Below are 18,909 nucleotides of genomic sequence, written 5' to 3'. Positions count from 1 at the left end.
ATGTAATCTGGTGCCATGGCAAGGGCGAAGAATCCCGCAGTGCGGTCGATGCTTATCGACCGGGCTGCGCAGCTGCTACGCGAACGGCAGCCGGTCACGCAGCGCGGGCTCGTCGCGGGTACGGAGGTGTCGACAATGGCCGTCTACACCTACTTCGACGGGATGGACGGCCTGTGGCGCGCGGTCAGACAGGAGGGGTTCACCCGGCTGGCGGCGCGGCTGGCCCAGGTACCGGTCACCAAGGATCCGGTGCACGATCTGGCCGCGCTCGGCAGCGCCTACCTCGCCAACGCCCTGACCAATCCCGATCTCTACCGGGTGATGTTCGACGCGGGTTTCGCACTCGAGGACGCGCAGGCGGCCGACGCCACTCTGGACCGCCTGGTCCGGGCAGCCGACTCGGCCAGGTCGATCGGACGGTTCGAGGCCGATATCGATTCGCTGGACCTGGCCACGCAGAGCTGGACCATCGGACACGGGCTGGCGGGTCTGGTCGCGACCGGGCCGCTGCCACCGGCGGCCCTCGGCTACGGAATCCCTTTGCTCACAGCATTGTTCGTGGGAGCCGGTGACGATCCGCGGCGGTGCGCGCGGTCGGTGGCGTCGGGCTGGCAGTTCCAAGACCGCTTCGAGCATCTGACTTAAGGATCTTCAGTGTCGGAGTGTGCGATCGTAGCTGCTCCAAGAGATTCAGGGGGAGACTGTCAAATGGTCGATGAAAACCAGGTCCAGCAGTGGCTGACCGATCACGAAGCCGACACGATCGGCCACCCTGGTGGCACCCTTCTCGACCACCTTCGTCGAGTTGCCGAACGCCTTGCGACCTGGGCAGTACCGGACGACGTCGTTTTGGCTGGACTCTGTCATGCGGCCTACGGCACCGACGGGTTCGCCACCGCACTAATTGCGCCCGACGAACGTCCTCAGCTCGTCGACCTCATCGGCAACCGTGCGGAGCACCTCGTCTACCTCTATGGCAGCTGCGTACGAAACGCGTTGTACCCGCAACTGGCTGGACGTGAACCGGTCACCTTCATCGACCGGTTCACCGGGAATGCCCATCGCCCTGCCGATTCCGACATTCGGGCGTTCCTGGAAATCACGGTCGCAAATGAGATCGACGTGATGTTGCACAACAAGGACCTCGCTCGCCGGCATGCCCAACCCCTATATGAACTGTTCTCCGCCACAAGTCACCGTCTACCTACTGCTGCCAGGCGGGACTGTGCACTTCTGACCGAGCTGGCCCAGGGGTCGGCTGGCTGACCATCATATCTGTCACTTGATCAGCGTTACTGTCATCGTCGCGCCGCGCGCGTGCTCGCCCGGCATTTGTCCGCGAGATCGCCTGTGACATCGCGGCTGCCACGACGTAGGGCTCGCGCGCGTTGCTGGACGCACGCTCTTTCATCTGCCAGGAGAATGCGAAGGTGCTGCTTTCTCAACTCGATCGGTTCAACCAGCGACATCCGTGGAGCCACAATGACAATTACGGTCCGTGGGTTGTTCGCAAAGTCGTGGCGTCCGGTACCCGAGATGTCCTTGACGTGGGTTGCGGCACAGGCAACCTGGTTGCCTTGCTCCGTCGGCGGGGCGCTTCGGTGATTGGGCTGGAACCCGATGCCAAGACTGCCGCTGTAGCGGCAGAGCGCTTCGCAGACGATCCGGCGGTAAGCATCCTCCACACAGGATTCTCTGGACGCGATCCACATCAGCGACGGGGCGCTATTACCCTCGTCGCGGTCCTCCACCACCTGCCACTGGTACCCACCCTGAGCGAACGGCGCGATTGCCTGACGCCGGGTGGGCGCCTGGTGGTTGTCGGCTGCTATCGCACATCGGGGCGCAGCGATCTCCTCGCAAGTCTTCCTGCCGTCGCTGCGAATCCCATCATCGGCATGATCAAACACCCGACCCGCGCGGATGCCCTGCCGCCGCATATGTCAGCACCCGTTATGGACCCGACGGACACCTTGGCCGACATTTGTGCCGCGGTCGCTCTCGAACTGCCTGGCGCCCGGATCCGGCGCCGGCTCTTCTGGCGATACACCCTGGTGTACGACTCCCCAACCGTGCCATCGCGGACTCGGCGGATACGTGAGACACAGGAGGAAATGTAGTGACAGAGAGTGTGACCAGAAAGCTATATCTACCAGCTCAATCGCGCCTAGCGGTAACAGATGCGATGGTCGGCCACAACTGACTGCATGTAGGAGCTCCGGTGGGTCGGCGATGCGCTGGACCGGTTGCGCGAGTTGCCGCAGCCGGTCCAGTGGCCTCGGCTATGGCCGGGACCGCTATCGCGCGGCAGAAGCGGATGCAAGGAAGGGATGAAGCCATGAGAATTCAGCGAACGTCCGATGTATGGGAAGCGATCGGACTCCCCAGAAGAGGCCGCGCGGCTTCGAGTTTGGGCCGAGGCACTGGACGCAGTGCTCGCGCGGATCGATGAGCTGGAACTCACGCCCACCCAAGCAGCCGAGCGACTCGGTGTTTCCAGGTCACGGATCTATGAGATGCGAGCAGGCAAGCAGGGGGTCTACAGCCTGGAGCGGCTGATCGGCTTCGGTGCGCGCCTCGGTTTGCACACCCACCTGACCACGCGAAAGACCGCGTGACCGGACCAACTGGCCCGACGACCGGATGAATCGTCGGGCCATCAGCCGGGATTGGGTCAAGGGTATGGATCTCCTGGCCGGTCGGGCCGATTGCGCTAATTGATCTCGCCCACAGCGCTTTTCGTTGCCTCGGCGACGAGTTCATTGGACGGTTCGGCGTTCTGTTCGGGCTTGGTGGTCAGGACCGCGAGAACGAGAGGCGCGCGGCCGGGCGGCCAGGCGATGGCTACGTCGAGGGCGGAGCCGTAGGCGGGGCTGCCGGTTTTGTCGCCGACTTTCCAGTCGGCGGGCAGGCCCGCTTTGACGCGTTTGGCACCGGTGGCGCTGGCGAGCAGCCAGTCGGTGAGCTGGGCGCGTTCGGGGTCGTCGAGGGCTGTGCCGAGGACGAGGGCGCGGTAGTCGGCGACCAGGGCCGCGGCGGTGGTGGTGTCACGTTCGTCGCCCGGGATGGCGGTGTTGAGCTCGGGCTCCCAGCGGTCGAGGCGGGAGACATTGTCGCCGAGCGTGCGCAAGAAGGCGGTGAAACCCGCTGGGCCGCCCAGCAATCGGAGGATGAGGTTGCCCGCGGTGTTGTCGGAGACGGTGATCGCGGCGTGGCAGATCGCGGATACGGTCATCCCGGTGTCGATGTGCTTTTCCGTCTCGGCGGAGTTCACCACGATGTCGGCCGCCGTGTAGTGGATGACCTGGTCGAAGTAGCCGGTGGACAGCGGATGGGCTTGCAGGAGAGCGCCGCACGCCAAACCCTTGAAGGTCGAAGCCATCGGGAAGCGTTCGCCCTCGCGGTAGTTCACCGTGGCGCCGCTGCCGGTATCGACGACCGAGAGACCCAGTCGCGCACCATATTTCGCCTCCAGTTCGGCGAATGTGGCTGCGGCGGGCGCGGTCGACGACGCGAGCGCGGATGTCGACGGTGCTACGTCATTGCTCGAGCAGGCGGTCAATGTCATGGCCGAGATCGCCAGCGTGACGGCGGCGAGTCGGGTTCGAAGGCGCGGGGCTCGGTGCGTCAATGCGGTGGGAGTCACCGGTGCACAACATCATCGCCGGCCACCACGAGGCCAATATCGGACACCGGCCTGGACAAGTCGCGCTCGATATCACCGCAGTTCGGACGGGGTAAGCGCAGGCAGACGGCCGATCGTCACCGGCGGCGTCCGGCCGATCGAGCCAGTGGCGGCAAGCACGCTGGTTCAATGGCCGATATGGATCTGATCCGCCACCTCCGGTTCTTCGTCTCTGTCGCGGACGAGGGCCACTTCGGGCGGGCGGCAGCGGCGCTCGACATGACCCAACCTCCCCTGTCGCAGGGGTTGCGCCGTCTCGAACAGCATCTCGACATCGAACTCATCCGCCGCACCAGCCAGGGCGCACTGCTCACCACCGCGGGCAGGCACCTGTTGCCGCGTGCCCGGCTGCTCGTCGACGACGCCGACCGGTTGCTCGCCGAATCACAGCGGATCGCGCAGCTCAGCGGGACCGTGCGGTTCGCGGCGACAAGCGCGCTGCCCGATCGGCTGGTCACCGCGTGTGTCACGGGTCTGCGCGCCGCGGGTGGCAGCGTGGCGACGACGCTGGGCACCACCGTCGATCTCGTCGCCGAGGTGCGGGCGGGTGTGTGCGATGTGGCGGTGATCGAACATCCGGCGCTGGTCGACGGTGTCGAGGCCGGACCGGTGGTGAAGTTACCGCGCTGGCTGGTAGTGCCCGCCGATCACCGCACCACCACCGCCGAGCGCCCGACCTTCCCGATGCTCGCCGGGCTGAACTTCGCGCATCCGCCGCGCGCCGCGAACCCACCCGCCTTCGACAGCATCATCGATCTGCTGCGGGAACGGGGGCTCGACGCCGCGCCGCTCGCCGCTCCCGACGATCGGGCGGTGCTGGCCGCCGTCGCCGCGGGCACCAGTTTCGGCGTGACCACCACACTGCCGACACCGACGCCGGGAGTTGCTTGGCTCACGTTGGCGCCGCAGTCGATTGCCGTGCGGGTCAGGGTCATTCGCCGGGTCGATGCCGGTGCCCATGCCGATGCGCTGGATCGGGTGCTCTACCGAGAGCGGCTGCGATGAGCGAGTTCGACGCGGCGACAGACGGCGCCCGCCCTGATGCGAACCGGATCAGGGCGAGCGACACACGGCCCAGATCGAGCACCGGCGATGGCGGCGTACCCGGTGTTTCCGAATCGGCGAACGCCAGGATCCGTGCCGTGTTCGCCGACGCGGGCTGTGCCGGTTGGCTACACGCCCGGCGCTGCGACGGCTCCTCCGGCGAGGTCTCGGTCGGTGGTCGCGACCGCGTGGTGATCGCGTCGGTCTACAAACTGCTGTTGCTGGCGGCGTTCTTGCGGCAGGTCGACCGCGACCGGATCGACCCCGCAGGTCGACTCACCATCAACCCCACCGAGTGCACTCCAGGCCCCACCGGCATTGCGGCACTGCGTGATCCGGTCACGCTGAGCCGCCGCGATCTGGCCACGTCGATGATGACCGTATCCGACAATGCCGCCGCCGACGTGTTGCTCGGCGAGGTCGGCCTCGCCGCGGTGGGCGAGCTGGTGCACGAGCTCGACCTTACCGATACCCGCATCGTCGGCGGCACGGCCGACGCGCACCGCAGCCTGGTGCGCGATACCGACACCCACAGCACCGCAGAGGCTTTCGCGGCGCTGGCCGACAACGACGAGGCGTGGACCGTCTCCGCCTACGACCCGTCCTACGCCAGCGCGACCACACCCGAAGAGATGACGCGGTTCCTGTGGAAGCTGTGGTCGGGCGAGATGTTGTCCACGGCGAGCACCGAATTCGCGCGCACGGTGATGAGCAAGCAGATCTGGCCGCACCGCATCGCCGCCGGATTCCCCCATCGCGGCGTGCTCGTCGCCGGAAAGACCGGCACCATCGGGGTGATCCGCAACGAAGTCGCCGTCATCGAGTTCCCCGGCGAAACACCGGTAGCGGTAGCGGTTTTCACCCGCGCCGCCCGCGCCGACCCGATGCTGCCGGTGGTCGACGCCGCGATCGGTGAGGCGGCACGGATCGCCGTCACCGAACTGCGCCGCCCACGCTGAGGCGACAACGGTGGCTAGCATCGTCGTTTGTGGGTGGAGATTCTTCCGGCTTCGGCCGAGTGCAGAAGATCGGGATCGCGGCGGGGGCGCTGGGTGTAGTGCTGGCGGTGGCGACTCCGCTGCTGCCGGTGCAGCAGCAGCGCGCGAGCCTGGATTGGCCGCAGCCACAGTCGATGCAGCTGAGCGCACCGCTCGTGAACTACGTGCCGATCTCGCTCGAACTGAGCATTCCGTGTACGGCCTTGCGCGAGATGACCGGCGGCACCGTGCTGTCCACAGTTCCCGCCCAGGCGCCGCGAGCCGGGTCGAAGGGATTGGTCGCACGGATCGAGGACCGGCCGGGAGCCGGTCGGACGCTGTCGGTGGTGCTGCGCGACAAGCTGCTGTTGTCCGCGTCGATCGCGGATATCGCGAGGAATGATTCTTCGAAGGAGGGCTCGGCCGCCGAAGACCAGAGCGGCACACAACCGGCGCCTACCGGCGCGAACCAACCCGCGGGCACAGCCGGTGCCCAACCTCCCGGCGGCACCCCACCCAACGGCGCGCCAGCCGTTGGCAGCACCCCACCCAACGGTGCGCCACCCCTTGGCAGCACCCCACCCAACGGTGCGCCACCCCTTGGCAGCACCCCACCCAACGGCGCGCCACCCCTCCACAGCACCCCGCCCAACGGGGCGCCGCCCCAAGGCAGCACCCCACCGGATGGCGCTCCCGCTGATCGAAGCACTCCCCCGAGCGGCCGTCTCCTTGCCGGGAACCCCTCCCCTAGCGCTGACCGGTCACCGCCGGGCGCGCCCGGTATGCCTGATATGGGAGCACCGGGTAGCGGCCAGTCGGCAGGGTCGCCCACTCCTGGCAGTGCTCCCCCTTCGGGCGCGGTTCCGCCGAACGGGCCGAGCGGTGCACAGTCATCGCCTACGAACCCGCCGGCCGGTCCGGACGGTGGGCCCGGCGCTGCGGGAGACGCTATCCCTGCGAATGCGCGGGATGCTCGATGCGGTGCGTTGACGGTGGTTTCCACTGCGACGAGCACGACCGCCGAGCTCACCGGCATGATCCGGGCCGACGGGTCGCCGATGAAGACGACCGTGGACGCTGATGTGCGGCCGCAAGTGGTCGGCGTCTTCACCGAATTGGATCGTGGACGGATGGGGGACGCGCGGCTGAATGCCGAGATCGATGCGCGGTTCTCGTCGAGTCCGACGGGTTGGAAACTGGCGGCGATCATCGGGGCCGTGTTGTGCTCGCTGCTCGCCTTGATCTGCTTGCACCGCAGCGATTCTCGCGACGATCGCCGGACTCGACGTGTTCTGCCTGCACGCTGGTGGCGGTTCACCGGGCTCGACGCGATGGTCGCGGGCACGTTGGTCGTGTGGCATGTGATCGGCGCCAACAGTTCTGACGACGGCTACATCCTGACGATGGCGCGGGCGTCGAAGGAGGCGGGCTACACCGCCAATTACTACCGGTGGTTCCAGGTCGCCGAGGCGCCGTTCGGGTGGCCCTACGAGGTGCTCGCCCAGATGACCCGGGTCAGTGAGACCGGGCTGTGGATGCGGTTGCCCGCGTTGCTCGCCGGGTTCGTGTGCTGGCTGGTGCTCAGCCGGGAAGTGTTGCCGCGCCTGGGTTCCGGTGTGAGTTCCCGCCGGGTAGCGCGCTGGACAGCGGCGCTGGTGTTCCTGTCGATCTGGCTTCCCTATAACAACGGCCTGCGCCCCGAACCGCTGATCGCGGTCGGCGCGCTCCTCACCTGGTGCTCGATGGAACGGGCGATCGCCACCCGCCGCCTGCTGCCCGCCGCCGTCGCGGTGCTGATCGCCGCATTCTCCCTCGCGGCCGGGCCCACCGGATTGATCTGCGTGGCAGCACTATTGGCCGGATCGCGACCGGTACTCCGGACAATCATCGCCCGCGCCACACCGGATTCGGGCGCGACTGCTCGCACATCCGTGTTCCTCCGGTACACCGCACTCGTTGCCCCGATCGTCGCCGCGGGCACTCTCGTGCTGGTCGTCGTCTTCGCCGATCAAACCTTCTCGACTGTCCTCGAAGCCACCCGCGTTCGCCAGCTCGTCGGCCCCGACATGTCCTGGTTCGAGGAACGCACGCGCTGGGATTCCCTGCTGTCGGTCAACCCCGACGGCTCCTTGGGCCGCCGCTTCGGCATCCTCGCCATGCTCCTGTGCCTCGCCGTGGGCATCGTCGCGACCCTGCGCCGCGGCCGGATCCCCGAGACCGCCCGTGGCCCGGTGACCCGAATCCTCGCCGTCGTCTTCATGGCCCTGCTGCTGATGATGTTCACCCCCACCAAGTGGACTCACCACTTCGGCGTCTACGCGGGCCTGGCAGCCGCACTCGCTGCGATCACCGCGGTGGCGCTGACCCGCGTCGGCCAGAACTATCTCCGAACCCTGTTCGCCGCCGCGGTGCTGTTCCTGCTCGCGGTGAGCTTCACCGGCTCCAACGGCTGGTGGTACGTCTCCGGCTACGGAGTCCCATGGCCCGACCGCGCCCCCACCCTCAGCGGCATCGAAGTATCGACCTTCTTCCTCGCCGCAACGGCCGCGGCCCTCGTCACTGCGCTGTGCCAGTATTACCGCGCGCCCACCGCCGCCGCCGTGAATGGCGTCGGTGCCGGCACCAGTGCCGATCATCAAGGCGACTCCGTCGGTGTCAGGGACCGCGCGCACGGCAGCGGCGCGCAGAGTCCCACCGGAGAACACGGAGGGGCTGACATTGACCGCGAGGCCGACGCAGGTGCTGGCACTAGCCGCGTTGTCGATCGTGGCCGCGTGCGTGCCGGTGTCAGCCGAGGCGGCAGTAGACGAAACCGCCGGGCCTCCGCGGTCACGCCACTGACCGTCGCCGCCGCGGCCATGGTGTTGTTCGAGGTGGGATCGCTGGCCTCTGCGGCCATTTCGCAGTACCCGGCCTATTCGGTCGGGCTGTCGAATCTTCGCGCGTTGGCGGGTGATCAGTGCGCGATGGCCGATGATGTTCTTGTCGAGACCAACACCGCGGACTCACTGCTCACCCCGTACAGCGGCACCGTCGCCGACGGTCTGGCCGGCGAGAACACCGGCTTCACCCCGAACGGTGTCGGAAGCCTCGCCCCCGATCCCGGACCCGGCCAATCCTCGGCTCCACCTTCGGGTTCGGGCCCTGGCCCCGGTGGAAGCGGACCCGGTGGGTCAGGCCCGGGCGGAGGCGCACCCGGCGGCTCAGGCCCCGGCGGCACGGGCCCCGGCGGAAGCGGACCCGGCGGCACGGGCCCCGGCGGGGGCGGACCCGGCGGAAGCGGCCCCGGCGGCGCGAGCCCTGGCGGCTCGGCACCTGGTGGGAGCGCTTCTCCGGGTGGCAAGCACGGGACGCCGGGCAGTGGGGCAAATGGCTCCGCACCAGGCGGTTCCAACGGGGCACCGCCGAGCGGTCCGAATGCGGGACCGCCTGGAGCACCGGGCTCGTCCGGGCCCACAGTGGCCGGCGTGAACGGGAGCACGGTCGCATTGCCGTTCGGGCTTGCCCCGGAACGGACACCGGTCATCGGTAGCTACTCGACTGGCGAGCCACAGCGGACACAATTGACGACGCAGTGGTACCGGATGGATCTCGCAGCCGCACAGCAGACTCCGGCGTACCGGGTGTTGATCCTGACGGTCGCCGGACGGATCGAGTCCACCGCGCCCGATGGCTCACGCATGCCAGGGCAGCGATTGCGAGTGGAGTTCGCTCGTCGTAGTGAAGACGGAACCACCACCGCCCTAGGCGATGTGACCCCGCCAACGGTTGGCGGCGCTCCGGGCTGGCGGAACCTCCCGATCGCACTGGATCGAATTCCCGCAGGCACCAAAGCCATTCGACTGGTCGCCGACGCAGGCGAGCCCGACCCCATGCAGTGGCTCGCGATCACCCCGCCCCGCCTGCCGAAACTGTCGAGCCTGAACACCGTCGTCGGCAGCTCGGACCCGATCCTCGCGGATTGGCATGTGGGACTGGCATTCCCGTGCCAGCGCCCGTTCGACCACCGCAACGGCGTCGCCGAGATGCCGATCTGGCGAATCCAGCCCGACAAACTCAACGCCCAGGTCTCCGAGACCTGGCAGGGCGACACCGGCGGTGGCCCCCTCGGCTGGACCGCCATGCTCATGCAATCACGCACCATCCCCGCCTACCTGGCCGACGACTGGACCCGAGACTGGGGCGAACTCCAACGCCTCACCCGCACCGTCGCCGCACCACCCGCCGAGATCCGCCTGCGCGAAGCGACCGTATGGGGCTGGTCGACCGAGAGCCCGATCAGAACGAACTGATCACTAGTGCAAGGAGATCCGACAGATGGCGGACGAGAAGAAGCTGTGGGAGATCAACCTCGGTGTTGTCGCGTCCGAGGCCGAAGCACGCTCGCTCGCCGAGCAGATCGAACGCCTGCTGTGCCCGGACCCGGACCACACCCCACCCTGCCCTGTCCCCTGGAGCATCAGCACCCTCGCCGAGGAGCACATGACGGCGGACCAGCGAGCCCAGTACGAGGTCGTGGTGGAGCAGCACCGCATCGAATCCGGCGACGACTGACCGACCTCCGAGAGACGAAAACCGCCGCAACCCGTAAAGGGGTGGCGGCGGTTTCAGTTGCGGCAGAGGCTACTTCGGCGGCTCGCCACCGGCGGGCGGTCCACCGGCAGGGGGTCCACCAGCGGGCGGTGCACCACCGGCGGGCGGGGTGGCGCCCGCCGGGAGGGGCTTGCCGATGTTGCGTGCCATGTCCGGGATCAGGCGGATGGCTACCTGTTCCCAGGTGCCCCAGTTGTGGATGCCGATGTCGGGGAAGTCGTAGCTGACGTTCTCGTAACCCAGTGCGGTCACCCGCTTTTCGAAGGAGCGGGTGTTGGCGAGGGCGATCGCTTCCAGTGGCATGCCCTGGGTGATCGCGTCGATCGAGGACAGGTCCTGGTCGGCGGGCTTGGCGCTGCCCGCGGAGACGTAGAGGCGGGTGTTGTTGGCGATCAGCTTCTCGACGAAGCCGTAGGGGTCCATCCGGCGCCACTTCTCGCTGCCGGCGGGTGCCATCGCCTCGATGTTGTAGCCACCGCTGGCGATCATCGCCCCGCCGAGCGCCTCACGCATGCCGGGCATCGACATGTGCAGGTAGCCCGACAGCGAGCCCGCGTAGGTGAACTGCTCCGGGTAGTAGGCCGCCATCAACAGCGCCGCGCTACCACCACTGGACAGGCCGACCACACCGTTGCGGGTCGAACTGAAGCCGAGCCGGGACTTCATGGCGTCCGGGAGGGTCTTGGTGATGAAGGTTTCCCACTTGTAGGTGTTGGTTTTGCCCTGGGTGTCCTCCCAGCCACCGATCGCCGAGCCGGAGTCCGCGCTCGGCAGCAGCGACCCGTCGGGATTGACGCCGCCGAAGCTGCTCGGCTGCTCCCAGTCGGCGTAGAAGCTGGACTGCCCACCCACCGGCATCACGACGTTGATGTTGAACTTCGCCATCTGCGCCGGGATGGTGGTGTGCTTTTCCCAGCCGTTGAGGTCGTCCTCGGCGCGTTCGCCGTCGAGCAGGTAGACCACCCGATCGGTGTTGCCGTCGGCCGCGCGGATGATCCTGGTGTTGATCTCACCCATCGACGTATCCACCCGGAAGTCGATCGCGGAGGGGTCGGCATCGGCGGCCGCGGGCGCGACCGACGCGCCGAACGGCAGCACCGCTACGACCGCACCTGCCATGACCCGCCGCAACAGCCCGGATCTGTGACGGCGCTGCCGCGCCCCTCCCACAATTACGCCACGCATGATCGGTGTACTGACCTTCCCGTTTGTGCGGCCGCGCCGCTTCCCCACTCGACCCGCCGCGGTGTGAAACCTGCGCGCGGGGCCCTGCCGGGCAGCATAGCGCGCCCGGCGATCCCCGGGAATATCGAATTGTGCAGTGGGGCAGCCTGCTTCGCGTGTGCGGAAAGTACGGCCGATTCTCGGCGGAGGAGCGCCCGGACGGAGCGCTACCCTGGGAGGTCGATTCGTGGCCGCGCCCGGCCGCCCTGCCGAGAACAGGACCGCCGTGAAGCTCGCCGTACGCCTGATGATGTTGTCGCTGGTCCTCGCCCTGCTGTTCGGGGTCCCCTGGTGGACGCTGGTCTCAGCGCCGACCGGTGACAGCGGCACGCTGTTCTGGATCGGGACGGCGATCTGCGTGGCCGCCCTCGGGTGCCTGCCGCTCACGATGTTCCGCGGGCACGGGCCCGCCCAGTCGGATCCGGCGGTGATCGTCGGCGACACCCTGCTCGGAGTCCTGTGGGTGGTGTTCTCCTGGTCGGTGATCGGGGTGTTCGCGCGCGGTGCACTGGCCGTGGCCGGTGTCGACGGTGCGCTCGCCGCGCGGCTCGTCGCGGTCGGCGTACTGGCGATCTCGGTGGTACTGGTCGCGTGGGGTGTCTACGAGGCGCGGCGGGTGCCACGGGTGCGCACGGTCGACGTGGCGATCCGCGGACTGGCCGACGGGCTCGACGGTTTGCGTGTCGTGGTCGTCACCGATACCCATTACGCCGCGCTCGACCGGCAGCGGTGGTCGGAGCGGGTGGTCGAGGTGGTCAACGCGCAGCAGCCCGATATCGCCTGCCACGCGGGAGATCTCGCCGACGGATCGGTGGCGAAGCGGCACGCCCAGGTCGACCCGCTGGCCGAGGTGAAGGCACCACTTGGCCGGTTCTACATCACCGGCAACCACGAGTACTTCGGCGACGCGCAGGGCTGGATCGACCACATGGCGTCGATCGGCTGGGAGCCGCTGCACAACCAGCACCGGGTCCTCACCCGCGACGGCGACCAGCTCGTCGTCGCCGGTATCGACGACCCGACCGGCAAGGGTCTGCCCGGCCACGGCCCCGACCTGCCCGGCGCTCTGCGCGGCGCCCCCGATGTCCCGGTGGTGCTGCTGGCCCACCAGCCCAAACAGATCGCCGACAGCGCCGCGGCGGGCATCGCGCTGCAGATCTCGGGTCACACCCATGGTGGGCAGATCTGGCCGTTCCACTATCTCGTCCGGCTCGACCAGCCGGTGGTCGCGGGCCTGAGCAGGCACGCGAACAACACCCAGCTCTACACCAGCCGCGGCACCGGCTTCTGGGGTCCGCAGCTCCGGGTGTTCGCACCCAGCGAGATCACCGTGCTGGTCCTGCATCCGGAACGCTGATCCGCGTGACGCCACCCAGCGAGTCGCCCAGAGGGCGGGGCGACTCGCACGAGGTCAGCGGTGTGGCTGGGTGACCTCCGACGGCAACGGACCACTCATCACAACACTCGAACCGGTCCACGAGTAGGTGATCGTCGCCGGTCCGCCCTGAGGTGCGGCGAAGGGTTCGTCCTCGGCCAGCCACCGGTACTCGACGGTGACGGCGGTGCTGCTCGAACCCACCACGGTGGTGAAGGCATACGGCTCGGAAGTGCCTGTGCCCAAGTATTTTCCGTCATGGAAGAACAGCACGTGAATCGGGGCGCCCGCCGAGTTGCCGCCGATGGCGCGCACCCACAGCAGTTCCCCGCAGTGACCCGGCTGATCGGCGGAGGCCTGCCCGGCGACCCAGCTGCCGGTGAGGCTCGCCAGGGCATTCCGCACACCGGTGGAGGACGTATCGATGCAGCGACCCGGTCCACTGATGGTGTTGCCGGGGGCGGGGGCTGTGGTGCCGGGCACCGGGATGATCGTGGGCGGCGGTGTGACCGGCGGTGTTTCGGGCTCCGGCGCGGTGGTGGCACCGGGTCGGGGTGCGGCGGTCTGCTCGGGCACGGTCGACCCCGGCGCCGGGGCGCCCGGTGCGGGCGTCGTCGACGAGGCGGCCGTCGCGCGAGAAGTCGAAGTGGTTGTCCCTGAACCATTCTCGTCAGTGCAGCCTGCGACCAGCGCCGCGGCGACGGCGATCAGCGCACACATCCGAACTGCGTTCTTCATGGTTCCTCGATTCTGTGTCCCCTACGCGCAGTAGCGCGTCTATGCACACTTCATCGGGGCCCTCCGCACGGTCGTTAGGCGATTCAACGGGATCCTCACCCTAGGGTGCGACATCCGCACCCCCGGAGCCGCAGGGCTTCTCGGCACAGCGGGCCCGGCGAGGCTCGAGCAGCCCGGCGCCGGGGCGCTCATCCCCACCTCGCTGCTGTTCGTGATCTCGCGGATCAACGGGCCGTCACCCTGCGGCCGCCGTCGTCCGGCTTCCACTGAACTGGCGCGAGGCGAAAACCGCTGGCGGGGCGTGACAGGATCAGCGAGTGCTCTTGACGATCTCTACGACTCACACGCCGGCGACAGACCTCGGGTACCTCGTGGTCAAACATCCCGACCGCGTGCAGTCGTTCACGACCACCGGCGGCACGGCACACGTCTTCTATCCACAGGCCGATGCCGACCGCTGCACGGTCGCGCTGCTGCTCGATGTCGACCCGGTCGAGTTGGCGCGACCGGCCAAGGGACACAACGGGTCCGCGCTCGGACGCTATGTGAACGATCGGCCGTATGTGGCGTCGAGCCTGCTATCGGTGGCGTTGGGCAAGGTGTTCCGGTCGGCGCTGAACGGGACCAGCCGCGACCGTGCCGAGTTGGCGCAGACGGCGATTCCGTTGGAGATCGAGGTGCCCGCCGTGCCGTGCCGGGGCGGGACAGAGATCGTCGAGAGGCTGTTCGCGCCGCTGGGCTGGACGGTGTCGACCACCTCGGTGCCCCTCGATCCGCAGTTCCCGGAGTGGGGACCTTCGCCCTACACCCACCTCCGCTTGACCGGGACGCTGCGGCTGGCAGAAGCGCTGAACCACCTCTACGTGCTGTTGCCGGTCCTCGATGACGCCAAGCACTACTGGGTGGACGCCGACGAGGTCGACAAGCTGTTGCGCGCGGGCGCGGGCTGGCTCGGTGCCCATCCCGACCGCGAAATGATCGCGCGACGCTATCTGGCCGGGCGACGGACACTGATGCTGTCCGCGCTGGAACGTCTGCGTTCGGTGGACGAGCCGCTCGACGATGCCGAAATCCCCGGGGAAGCAGCCGAACGCGTCGAAGCCGCCGAGCGCCGCACGCCCCTGGTGAAGCTCCGAAAGGAAGCGGTGCTCGCCGCGCTGGCCGAGACCGGCGCGTCGCGGGTGCTCGATCTCGGCTGTGGCCCAGGCGCTTTGCTTCTCGCGCTGCAAGCCGATGCCCGGTTCACCGAGATCGTCGGCGCCGATGTCTCCAGCGCGGCGCTGTCGATGGCGGAGCGGCGCTTGAAGTTCGATCGGATGCCGGACCGGCAGCGGGCCAGGATCACGCTGATCCAGTCGGCGCTGACCTACCACGACAACCGGCTGCGAGGCTTCGACGCGGCGGTGCTCATGGAGGTGATCGAACACGTCGACGAGTCCAGGCTGCCCGCGCTCGAACGCGCCGTCTTCGGGCATGCCGCACCCGGCGCGGTGATCGTGACGACGCCGAACGTGGAATACAACGTGCACTACGAAACCCCCGAGGGTCACCGCCACCACGATCACCGATTCGAGTGGACCCGTGCGGAATTCGCCGCGTGGTGTGCCGGCGTCGCCGAGACGTTCGGCTACACAGTCGACATCCGCCCGGTCGGCGACCACGACCCGCAGACCGGCTCCCCCACCCAGCTAGCGCTTTTCCGGAAGGCCACTGTGACATCGGCGCCTCTACTCGGCCCTCCGTGGTCACACTCCGCTACCGCCTCCGGGCCTGAACGTAAAGGCGCGCTATGAACATCGACCTCCCCGAACTGTCGCTCATCGCGCTCGTCGGTATCTCCGGTTCCGGCAAGTCCACCTTCGCCCGCGAGCACTTCAAGCCCACCGAGGTGCTGTCGTCGGACTTCTTCCGCGGCTTGGTCGCCGACGACGAGAACGACCAGTCCGCGACGAAGGACGCCTTCGACGCGCTCGGCCACATCGCCGGGATCCGGCTGCGCGCCGGTCGGCGGGTCGTCATCGACGCCACCAATGTGCAGAAGCACGCACGGGCCGAATTGGTGGCGCTGGCACGGTCTTTCGATGTGCTGCCGGTCGCGATCGTCATCGATACGCCCGAAGCTGTTGCGTGGGAACGCACGCAGGGCCGGACCGATCGCACCTTCGGGCGCACTGTGCTGAAGCGGCAGAGTCAGGACCTGCGGCGTTCGCTGCGCGAGCTCGGCCGTGAGGGTTTTCGCAAGGTGCACGTCGTCCGGGATCCGGCGGACGTGACGATCGCTTATGAGAAGGCGTGGAACGATCGGCGTGAACTGACCGGGCCGTTCGACATCATCGGCGATGTGCACGGCTGCCGGGCCGAAGTGGAAACGCTGCTGGGCGAACTCGGGTGGACGCTGGTTCGCGACGAGGCCGGGCGTCCGGTCGATGCCACGCATCCGGCTGGGCGTCAGGCGGTCTTCGTCGGCGACCTGGTCGACCGTGGTCCCGATTCGCCGGGCGTGCTGCGTTTGGTGATGGGGATGACCGCGAACGGCCATGCGCTGTGCGTGCCGGGCAATCACGAGCAGAAGTTGCTCAGGAAGCTGCGTGGCAAGAACGTCACGGTGTCGCACGGGTTGGCCGAGACACTCGAGCAATTGGGCAGTGAGACAACGGAATTTGTCTCGGCCGCCGCACAGTGGATAGACGACTTGGTGAGTCACCTGCGATTGGACGGTGGGCGCCTGGTTGTGGCGCACGCCGGGCTCAAAGAGGAGTACCACGGTCGGGCATCCGGACGGGTGCGCGACTTCTGCCTGTACGGCGAATCCACCGGGGAGACCGACGAATACGGCTTGCCGGTGCGCTATCCGTGGGCCAGGGACTATCGCGGTGCGGCGACGGTCGTCTACGGGCACGTGCCGACACCGAAGGTGGAGTGGATCAACAACACCGTCTGCCTCGACACCGGCGCGGTGTTCGGCGGCGAGTTGACGGCGATGCGTTACCCCGAGAAGACGTTCGTCGCGGTGCAGGCCGAGCAGATGTACTACGAGCCGATCCGGCCGCTCGCCGACGCCGAATCCGCCCGCGACAACGAGACTCTCGACCTCGCCGATGTCACCGGGCGCAGGCACATCCGCACCGATCACGGCACGGTGATCATCGACGCCGAGAACTCGGCGGCCGCGCTCGAGGTGATGAGCCGGTTCGCGATCGACCCTCGGCTGCTGCTGTGGCTGCCGCCGACCATGTCCCCGCCGTCGACCTCGACCGTCGAGGGTTATCTCGAATACCCCACGGAGGCATTCGCCGATTATCGCGCGGCGGGCGTGGACAAGGTGGTGTGCGAGGAAAAGCACATGGGGTCGCGGGCCGTGGTGCTCGTGTGCCGTGACCTGGCAGCGGCCCGGTTCGGAGTCGGCGACGGGTGCTCCGGTGCGATCTACACCCGCACCGGGCGGTCGTTCTTCAACGATTCGGCACTCACCGAGACCCTGCTGGAACGCGTACGTGCCGCAGCCGCATCACTTTTCGACGAACTCGATTCGGACTGGCTGCTCCTGGACTGCGAACTGCTGCCCTGGTCCGCCAAGGCCGCCGGGCTGATCCGCACCCAGTACGCGGCTGCCGGCGCGGCCGCGCGGTCCGCACTTCCGTCCGCCGTCGCGGCACTCGACGCCGGCCTGGCCCGTGGGCTCGACCTCGGCGAACTGCGTGACCGCACCGCCACCCGTGCCGAGAACGCGGACAACTTCACCGCCGCCTACCGTCGATACTGCTGGCCGACAACAGGACTCGACGGTGTTCAGATTGCCCCGTTCGCCCTCCTGGCCTCCGAAGGTGCCACCTACGCCGACCGCGACCACGGCTGGCACCTCGACATCAGCGACCGATTGGTAGCGGCTGACCCCGTGACATTCCGCCCCACCGGCCGCCGCATCGTCGATCTGTCCGACCCCACCGCCGAAGCCGAAGCCACCACCTGGTGGCTCGAGATGACCGCGACCGGCGGCGAAGGCATGGTCATCAAGCCCTACGCCGGCCTCGCCCACCGCACCAAAGGCAAACTCGCCCAGCCGGGCATCAAATGCCGAGGCCGCGAATACCTCCGCATCATCTACGGCCCCGACTACACCACCCCCGCCCACCTCACCCGCCTGCGCGACCGCACCCTCAGCCGCAAACGCACCCTCGCCCTCCGCGAACACACCCTCGGCCTGGCAGCCCTGGATGCCGTCGCAACCGGCGAGCCGTTGTGGCGAGTCCACGAGCTCGTCTTCGCGATCCTCGCCATGGAGTCCGTGCCCACCGACCCTCGCCTGTGATCACCCAAGCCGCGGTGCGGTTTGACGGACCCCAGGTCGCGCTTCGCTGAATTCCGCCGGATGCACCCTGGACCGAGCACCGCTACCCGAGAACTCCGTCCTGTGCGTTCTGCGGATCCATCAGGTAGGCCGCCTGTCGTCTGCGAGCGCAGGAGGTGAGCGACACCGGATTTCGACGCCGAATCACCAGTCGTAGTACGAGACCACCGAGGGTTGGCCGGTGTAGCCGGGGCCTGCGGTGGGATCCGCGCCGACGTAGGTGGCGGTGAAGCGGGGACGGCCATGGCCATAGACCCGATGACGGTGGTCGTAGGTCAGGCCCGCCGCTCTCAGGGTCTCGACTACGGCGCCGGTTGCCGGCGTGCCGTCGAGGCGGTGGATTTCGGCTGGGTCGAAGTCGGCGGCGAAGAGGCCGGTGGGGGCAAGCCAGTTTGTCATCGCCTGGATGAGGGCTAGTTTGTCGCCGATGTAGTGCAGGCCGTGCACGCAGGTGACGAGGTCGGCCTTGCGGGGTGGGGTCCAGGTTGTTGCCGAGGTCGTGAGCAGGTGCAGGCGGGGGGTGCGGGGTGTGCCGAGGAAGAAGTCGACGAGGTCTATGCCGATGATGGTGAGGTCGGCGGTCGGGAATTCTTGGTCGAATCGTGCTTCTGCCTCGAGCAGCGCGCGGCCCGAGCCACAACAGACGTCGATCCAGGTCACCTGGGCCGTGGGATCGGCGCGCAGGCGCTGGGCGAGTACCTCGTAGGGGTCGAATCCGAGTTCTCGGGTATAGCTGTTCACACCGGACAGTCCCCGTCCGCGGTTCATCGCGTTGTTCGCGACTATCGAGGACTGTTCCAGTGTCAGGTTGTCGAGCAGCACGGGATCTGTTGGCACACACCATTATCGCTGTTGCGCCACGCACCTGCGCGGCGCGCCGCTTCCCGACGACGGGGTGCTCGCAGCACTCACCGCCGCCTACCAC

Annotated in this window: 15 protein-coding genes and 1 pseudogene; 12 read left to right on the top strand and 4 right to left on the bottom strand. The window is 68.0% G+C overall.

Translation table 11 applies throughout. The features are described from left to right. Nucleotides 1-15: 15 nt before the first annotated feature. From ACTWPB_RS15010 to ACTWPB_RS14995, 4 genes are all read left to right on the top strand, one after another. A complete protein-coding gene (locus ACTWPB_RS15010; protein WP_446221290.1) occupies nucleotides 16-645 on the top strand; it encodes a TetR/AcrR family transcriptional regulator in 630 nt (209 codons plus the stop codon). A gap of 63 nt (nucleotides 646-708) precedes the next feature. Further along, the gene (locus tag ACTWPB_RS15005; RefSeq protein WP_446221289.1) at nucleotides 709-1,266 is read left to right on the top strand and encodes a DUF6817 domain-containing protein; all 558 of its coding nucleotides are present in this window, start codon (nucleotides 709-711) and stop codon (nucleotides 1,264-1,266) included. A gap of 164 nt (nucleotides 1,267-1,430) precedes the next feature. Next, nucleotides 1,431-2,120 (top strand): class I SAM-dependent methyltransferase, encoded by a 690-nt coding sequence (locus tag ACTWPB_RS15000; protein ID WP_446226353.1) that lies wholly within the window; start codon nucleotides 1,431-1,433, stop codon nucleotides 2,118-2,120. Between the two features lie 240 nt (nucleotides 2,121-2,360). Then, the gene (locus ACTWPB_RS14995; protein ID WP_446221288.1) at nucleotides 2,361-2,618 is read left to right on the top strand and encodes a helix-turn-helix domain-containing protein; all 258 of its coding nucleotides are present in this window, start codon (nucleotides 2,361-2,363) and stop codon (nucleotides 2,616-2,618) included. Nucleotides 2,619-2,713: 95 nt separating this feature from the next. Here ACTWPB_RS14995 and bla read toward each other — a convergent pair whose 3' ends face one another. Further along, on the bottom strand, nucleotides 2,714-3,646 hold the full coding sequence (bla, locus tag ACTWPB_RS14990) for a class A beta-lactamase (protein ID WP_446221287.1): 933 nt from the start codon (nucleotides 3,644-3,646) through the stop codon (nucleotides 2,714-2,716). Between the two features lie 168 nt (nucleotides 3,647-3,814). On the opposite strand from bla, the gene ACTWPB_RS14985 reads away from it, so the two are divergent. From ACTWPB_RS14985 to ACTWPB_RS14965, 5 genes and pseudogenes are all read left to right on the top strand, one after another. Next, nucleotides 3,815-4,690 carry a LysR family transcriptional regulator gene (locus ACTWPB_RS14985; RefSeq protein ID WP_446221286.1) on the top strand — a complete coding sequence of 292 codons (876 nt, stop codon included), beginning with the start codon at nucleotides 3,815-3,817 and terminating at the stop codon, nucleotides 4,688-4,690. Further along, nucleotides 4,687-5,688 (top strand): serine hydrolase, encoded by a 1,002-nt coding sequence (locus ACTWPB_RS14980; protein ID WP_446221285.1) that lies wholly within the window; start codon nucleotides 4,687-4,689, stop codon nucleotides 5,686-5,688. Before ACTWPB_RS14985 ends, ACTWPB_RS14980 begins: the two co-directional genes overlap by 4 nt. A 173-nt stretch (nucleotides 5,689-5,861) precedes the next feature. Further along, nucleotides 5,862-6,119: pseudogene (locus ACTWPB_RS14975) on the top strand (hypothetical protein); the annotation flags it as partial. 369 nt (nucleotides 6,120-6,488) lie between these two features. Further along, a complete protein-coding gene (locus ACTWPB_RS14970) occupies nucleotides 6,489-9,998 on the top strand; it encodes an arabinosyltransferase domain-containing protein (protein WP_446226352.1) in 3,510 nt (1,169 codons plus the stop codon). A 25-nt stretch (nucleotides 9,999-10,023) separates the two neighbouring features. Then, complete coding sequence (locus tag ACTWPB_RS14965; RefSeq protein ID WP_446221284.1) at nucleotides 10,024-10,260, top strand: hypothetical protein; 237 nt, start codon at nucleotides 10,024-10,026, stop codon at nucleotides 10,258-10,260. A 69-nt stretch (nucleotides 10,261-10,329) separates the two neighbouring features. Here the strand turns inward: ACTWPB_RS14965 and ACTWPB_RS14960 are convergent, their stop codons facing one another. Next, the gene (locus ACTWPB_RS14960) at nucleotides 10,330-11,418 is read right to left on the bottom strand and encodes an alpha/beta hydrolase (protein WP_446221283.1); all 1,089 of its coding nucleotides are present in this window, start codon (nucleotides 11,416-11,418) and stop codon (nucleotides 10,330-10,332) included. Nucleotides 11,419-11,773: 355 nt separating this feature from the next. On the opposite strand from ACTWPB_RS14960, the gene ACTWPB_RS14955 reads away from it, so the two are divergent. Then, a complete protein-coding gene (locus tag ACTWPB_RS14955; protein ID WP_446226351.1) occupies nucleotides 11,774-12,880 on the top strand; it encodes a metallophosphoesterase in 1,107 nt (368 codons plus the stop codon). Nucleotides 12,881-12,934: 54 nt separating this feature from the next. Here ACTWPB_RS14955 and ACTWPB_RS14950 read toward each other — a convergent pair whose 3' ends face one another. Then, entirely contained in the window at nucleotides 12,935-13,636 is a 702-nt protein-coding gene (locus tag ACTWPB_RS14950; RefSeq protein ID WP_446221282.1) for an LppP/LprE family lipoprotein, read from the bottom strand. Between the two features lie 317 nt (nucleotides 13,637-13,953). On the opposite strand from ACTWPB_RS14950, the gene ACTWPB_RS14945 reads away from it, so the two are divergent. Further along, a complete protein-coding gene (locus tag ACTWPB_RS14945) occupies nucleotides 13,954-15,429 on the top strand; it encodes a 3' terminal RNA ribose 2'-O-methyltransferase Hen1 (RefSeq protein ID WP_446221281.1) in 1,476 nt (491 codons plus the stop codon). Further along, the gene (locus tag ACTWPB_RS14940) at nucleotides 15,426-17,945 is read left to right on the top strand and encodes a polynucleotide kinase-phosphatase (protein WP_446221280.1); all 2,520 of its coding nucleotides are present in this window, start codon (nucleotides 15,426-15,428) and stop codon (nucleotides 17,943-17,945) included. The genes ACTWPB_RS14945 and ACTWPB_RS14940 overlap by 4 nt, the downstream gene beginning before the upstream one ends. Before the next feature lie 183 nt (nucleotides 17,946-18,128). Here the strand turns inward: ACTWPB_RS14940 and ACTWPB_RS14935 are convergent, their stop codons facing one another. Further along, complete coding sequence (locus tag ACTWPB_RS14935; RefSeq protein WP_446221279.1) at nucleotides 18,129-18,821, bottom strand: class I SAM-dependent methyltransferase; 693 nt, start codon at nucleotides 18,819-18,821, stop codon at nucleotides 18,129-18,131. Nucleotides 18,822-18,909: the final 88 nt, after the last annotated feature.

This window comes from Nocardia sp. IBHARD005 (assembly GCF_052814245.1).
The sequence above is the reverse complement of the archived record's forward strand: the minus strand, read 5'-3'. Positions and strand labels throughout refer to the sequence as shown.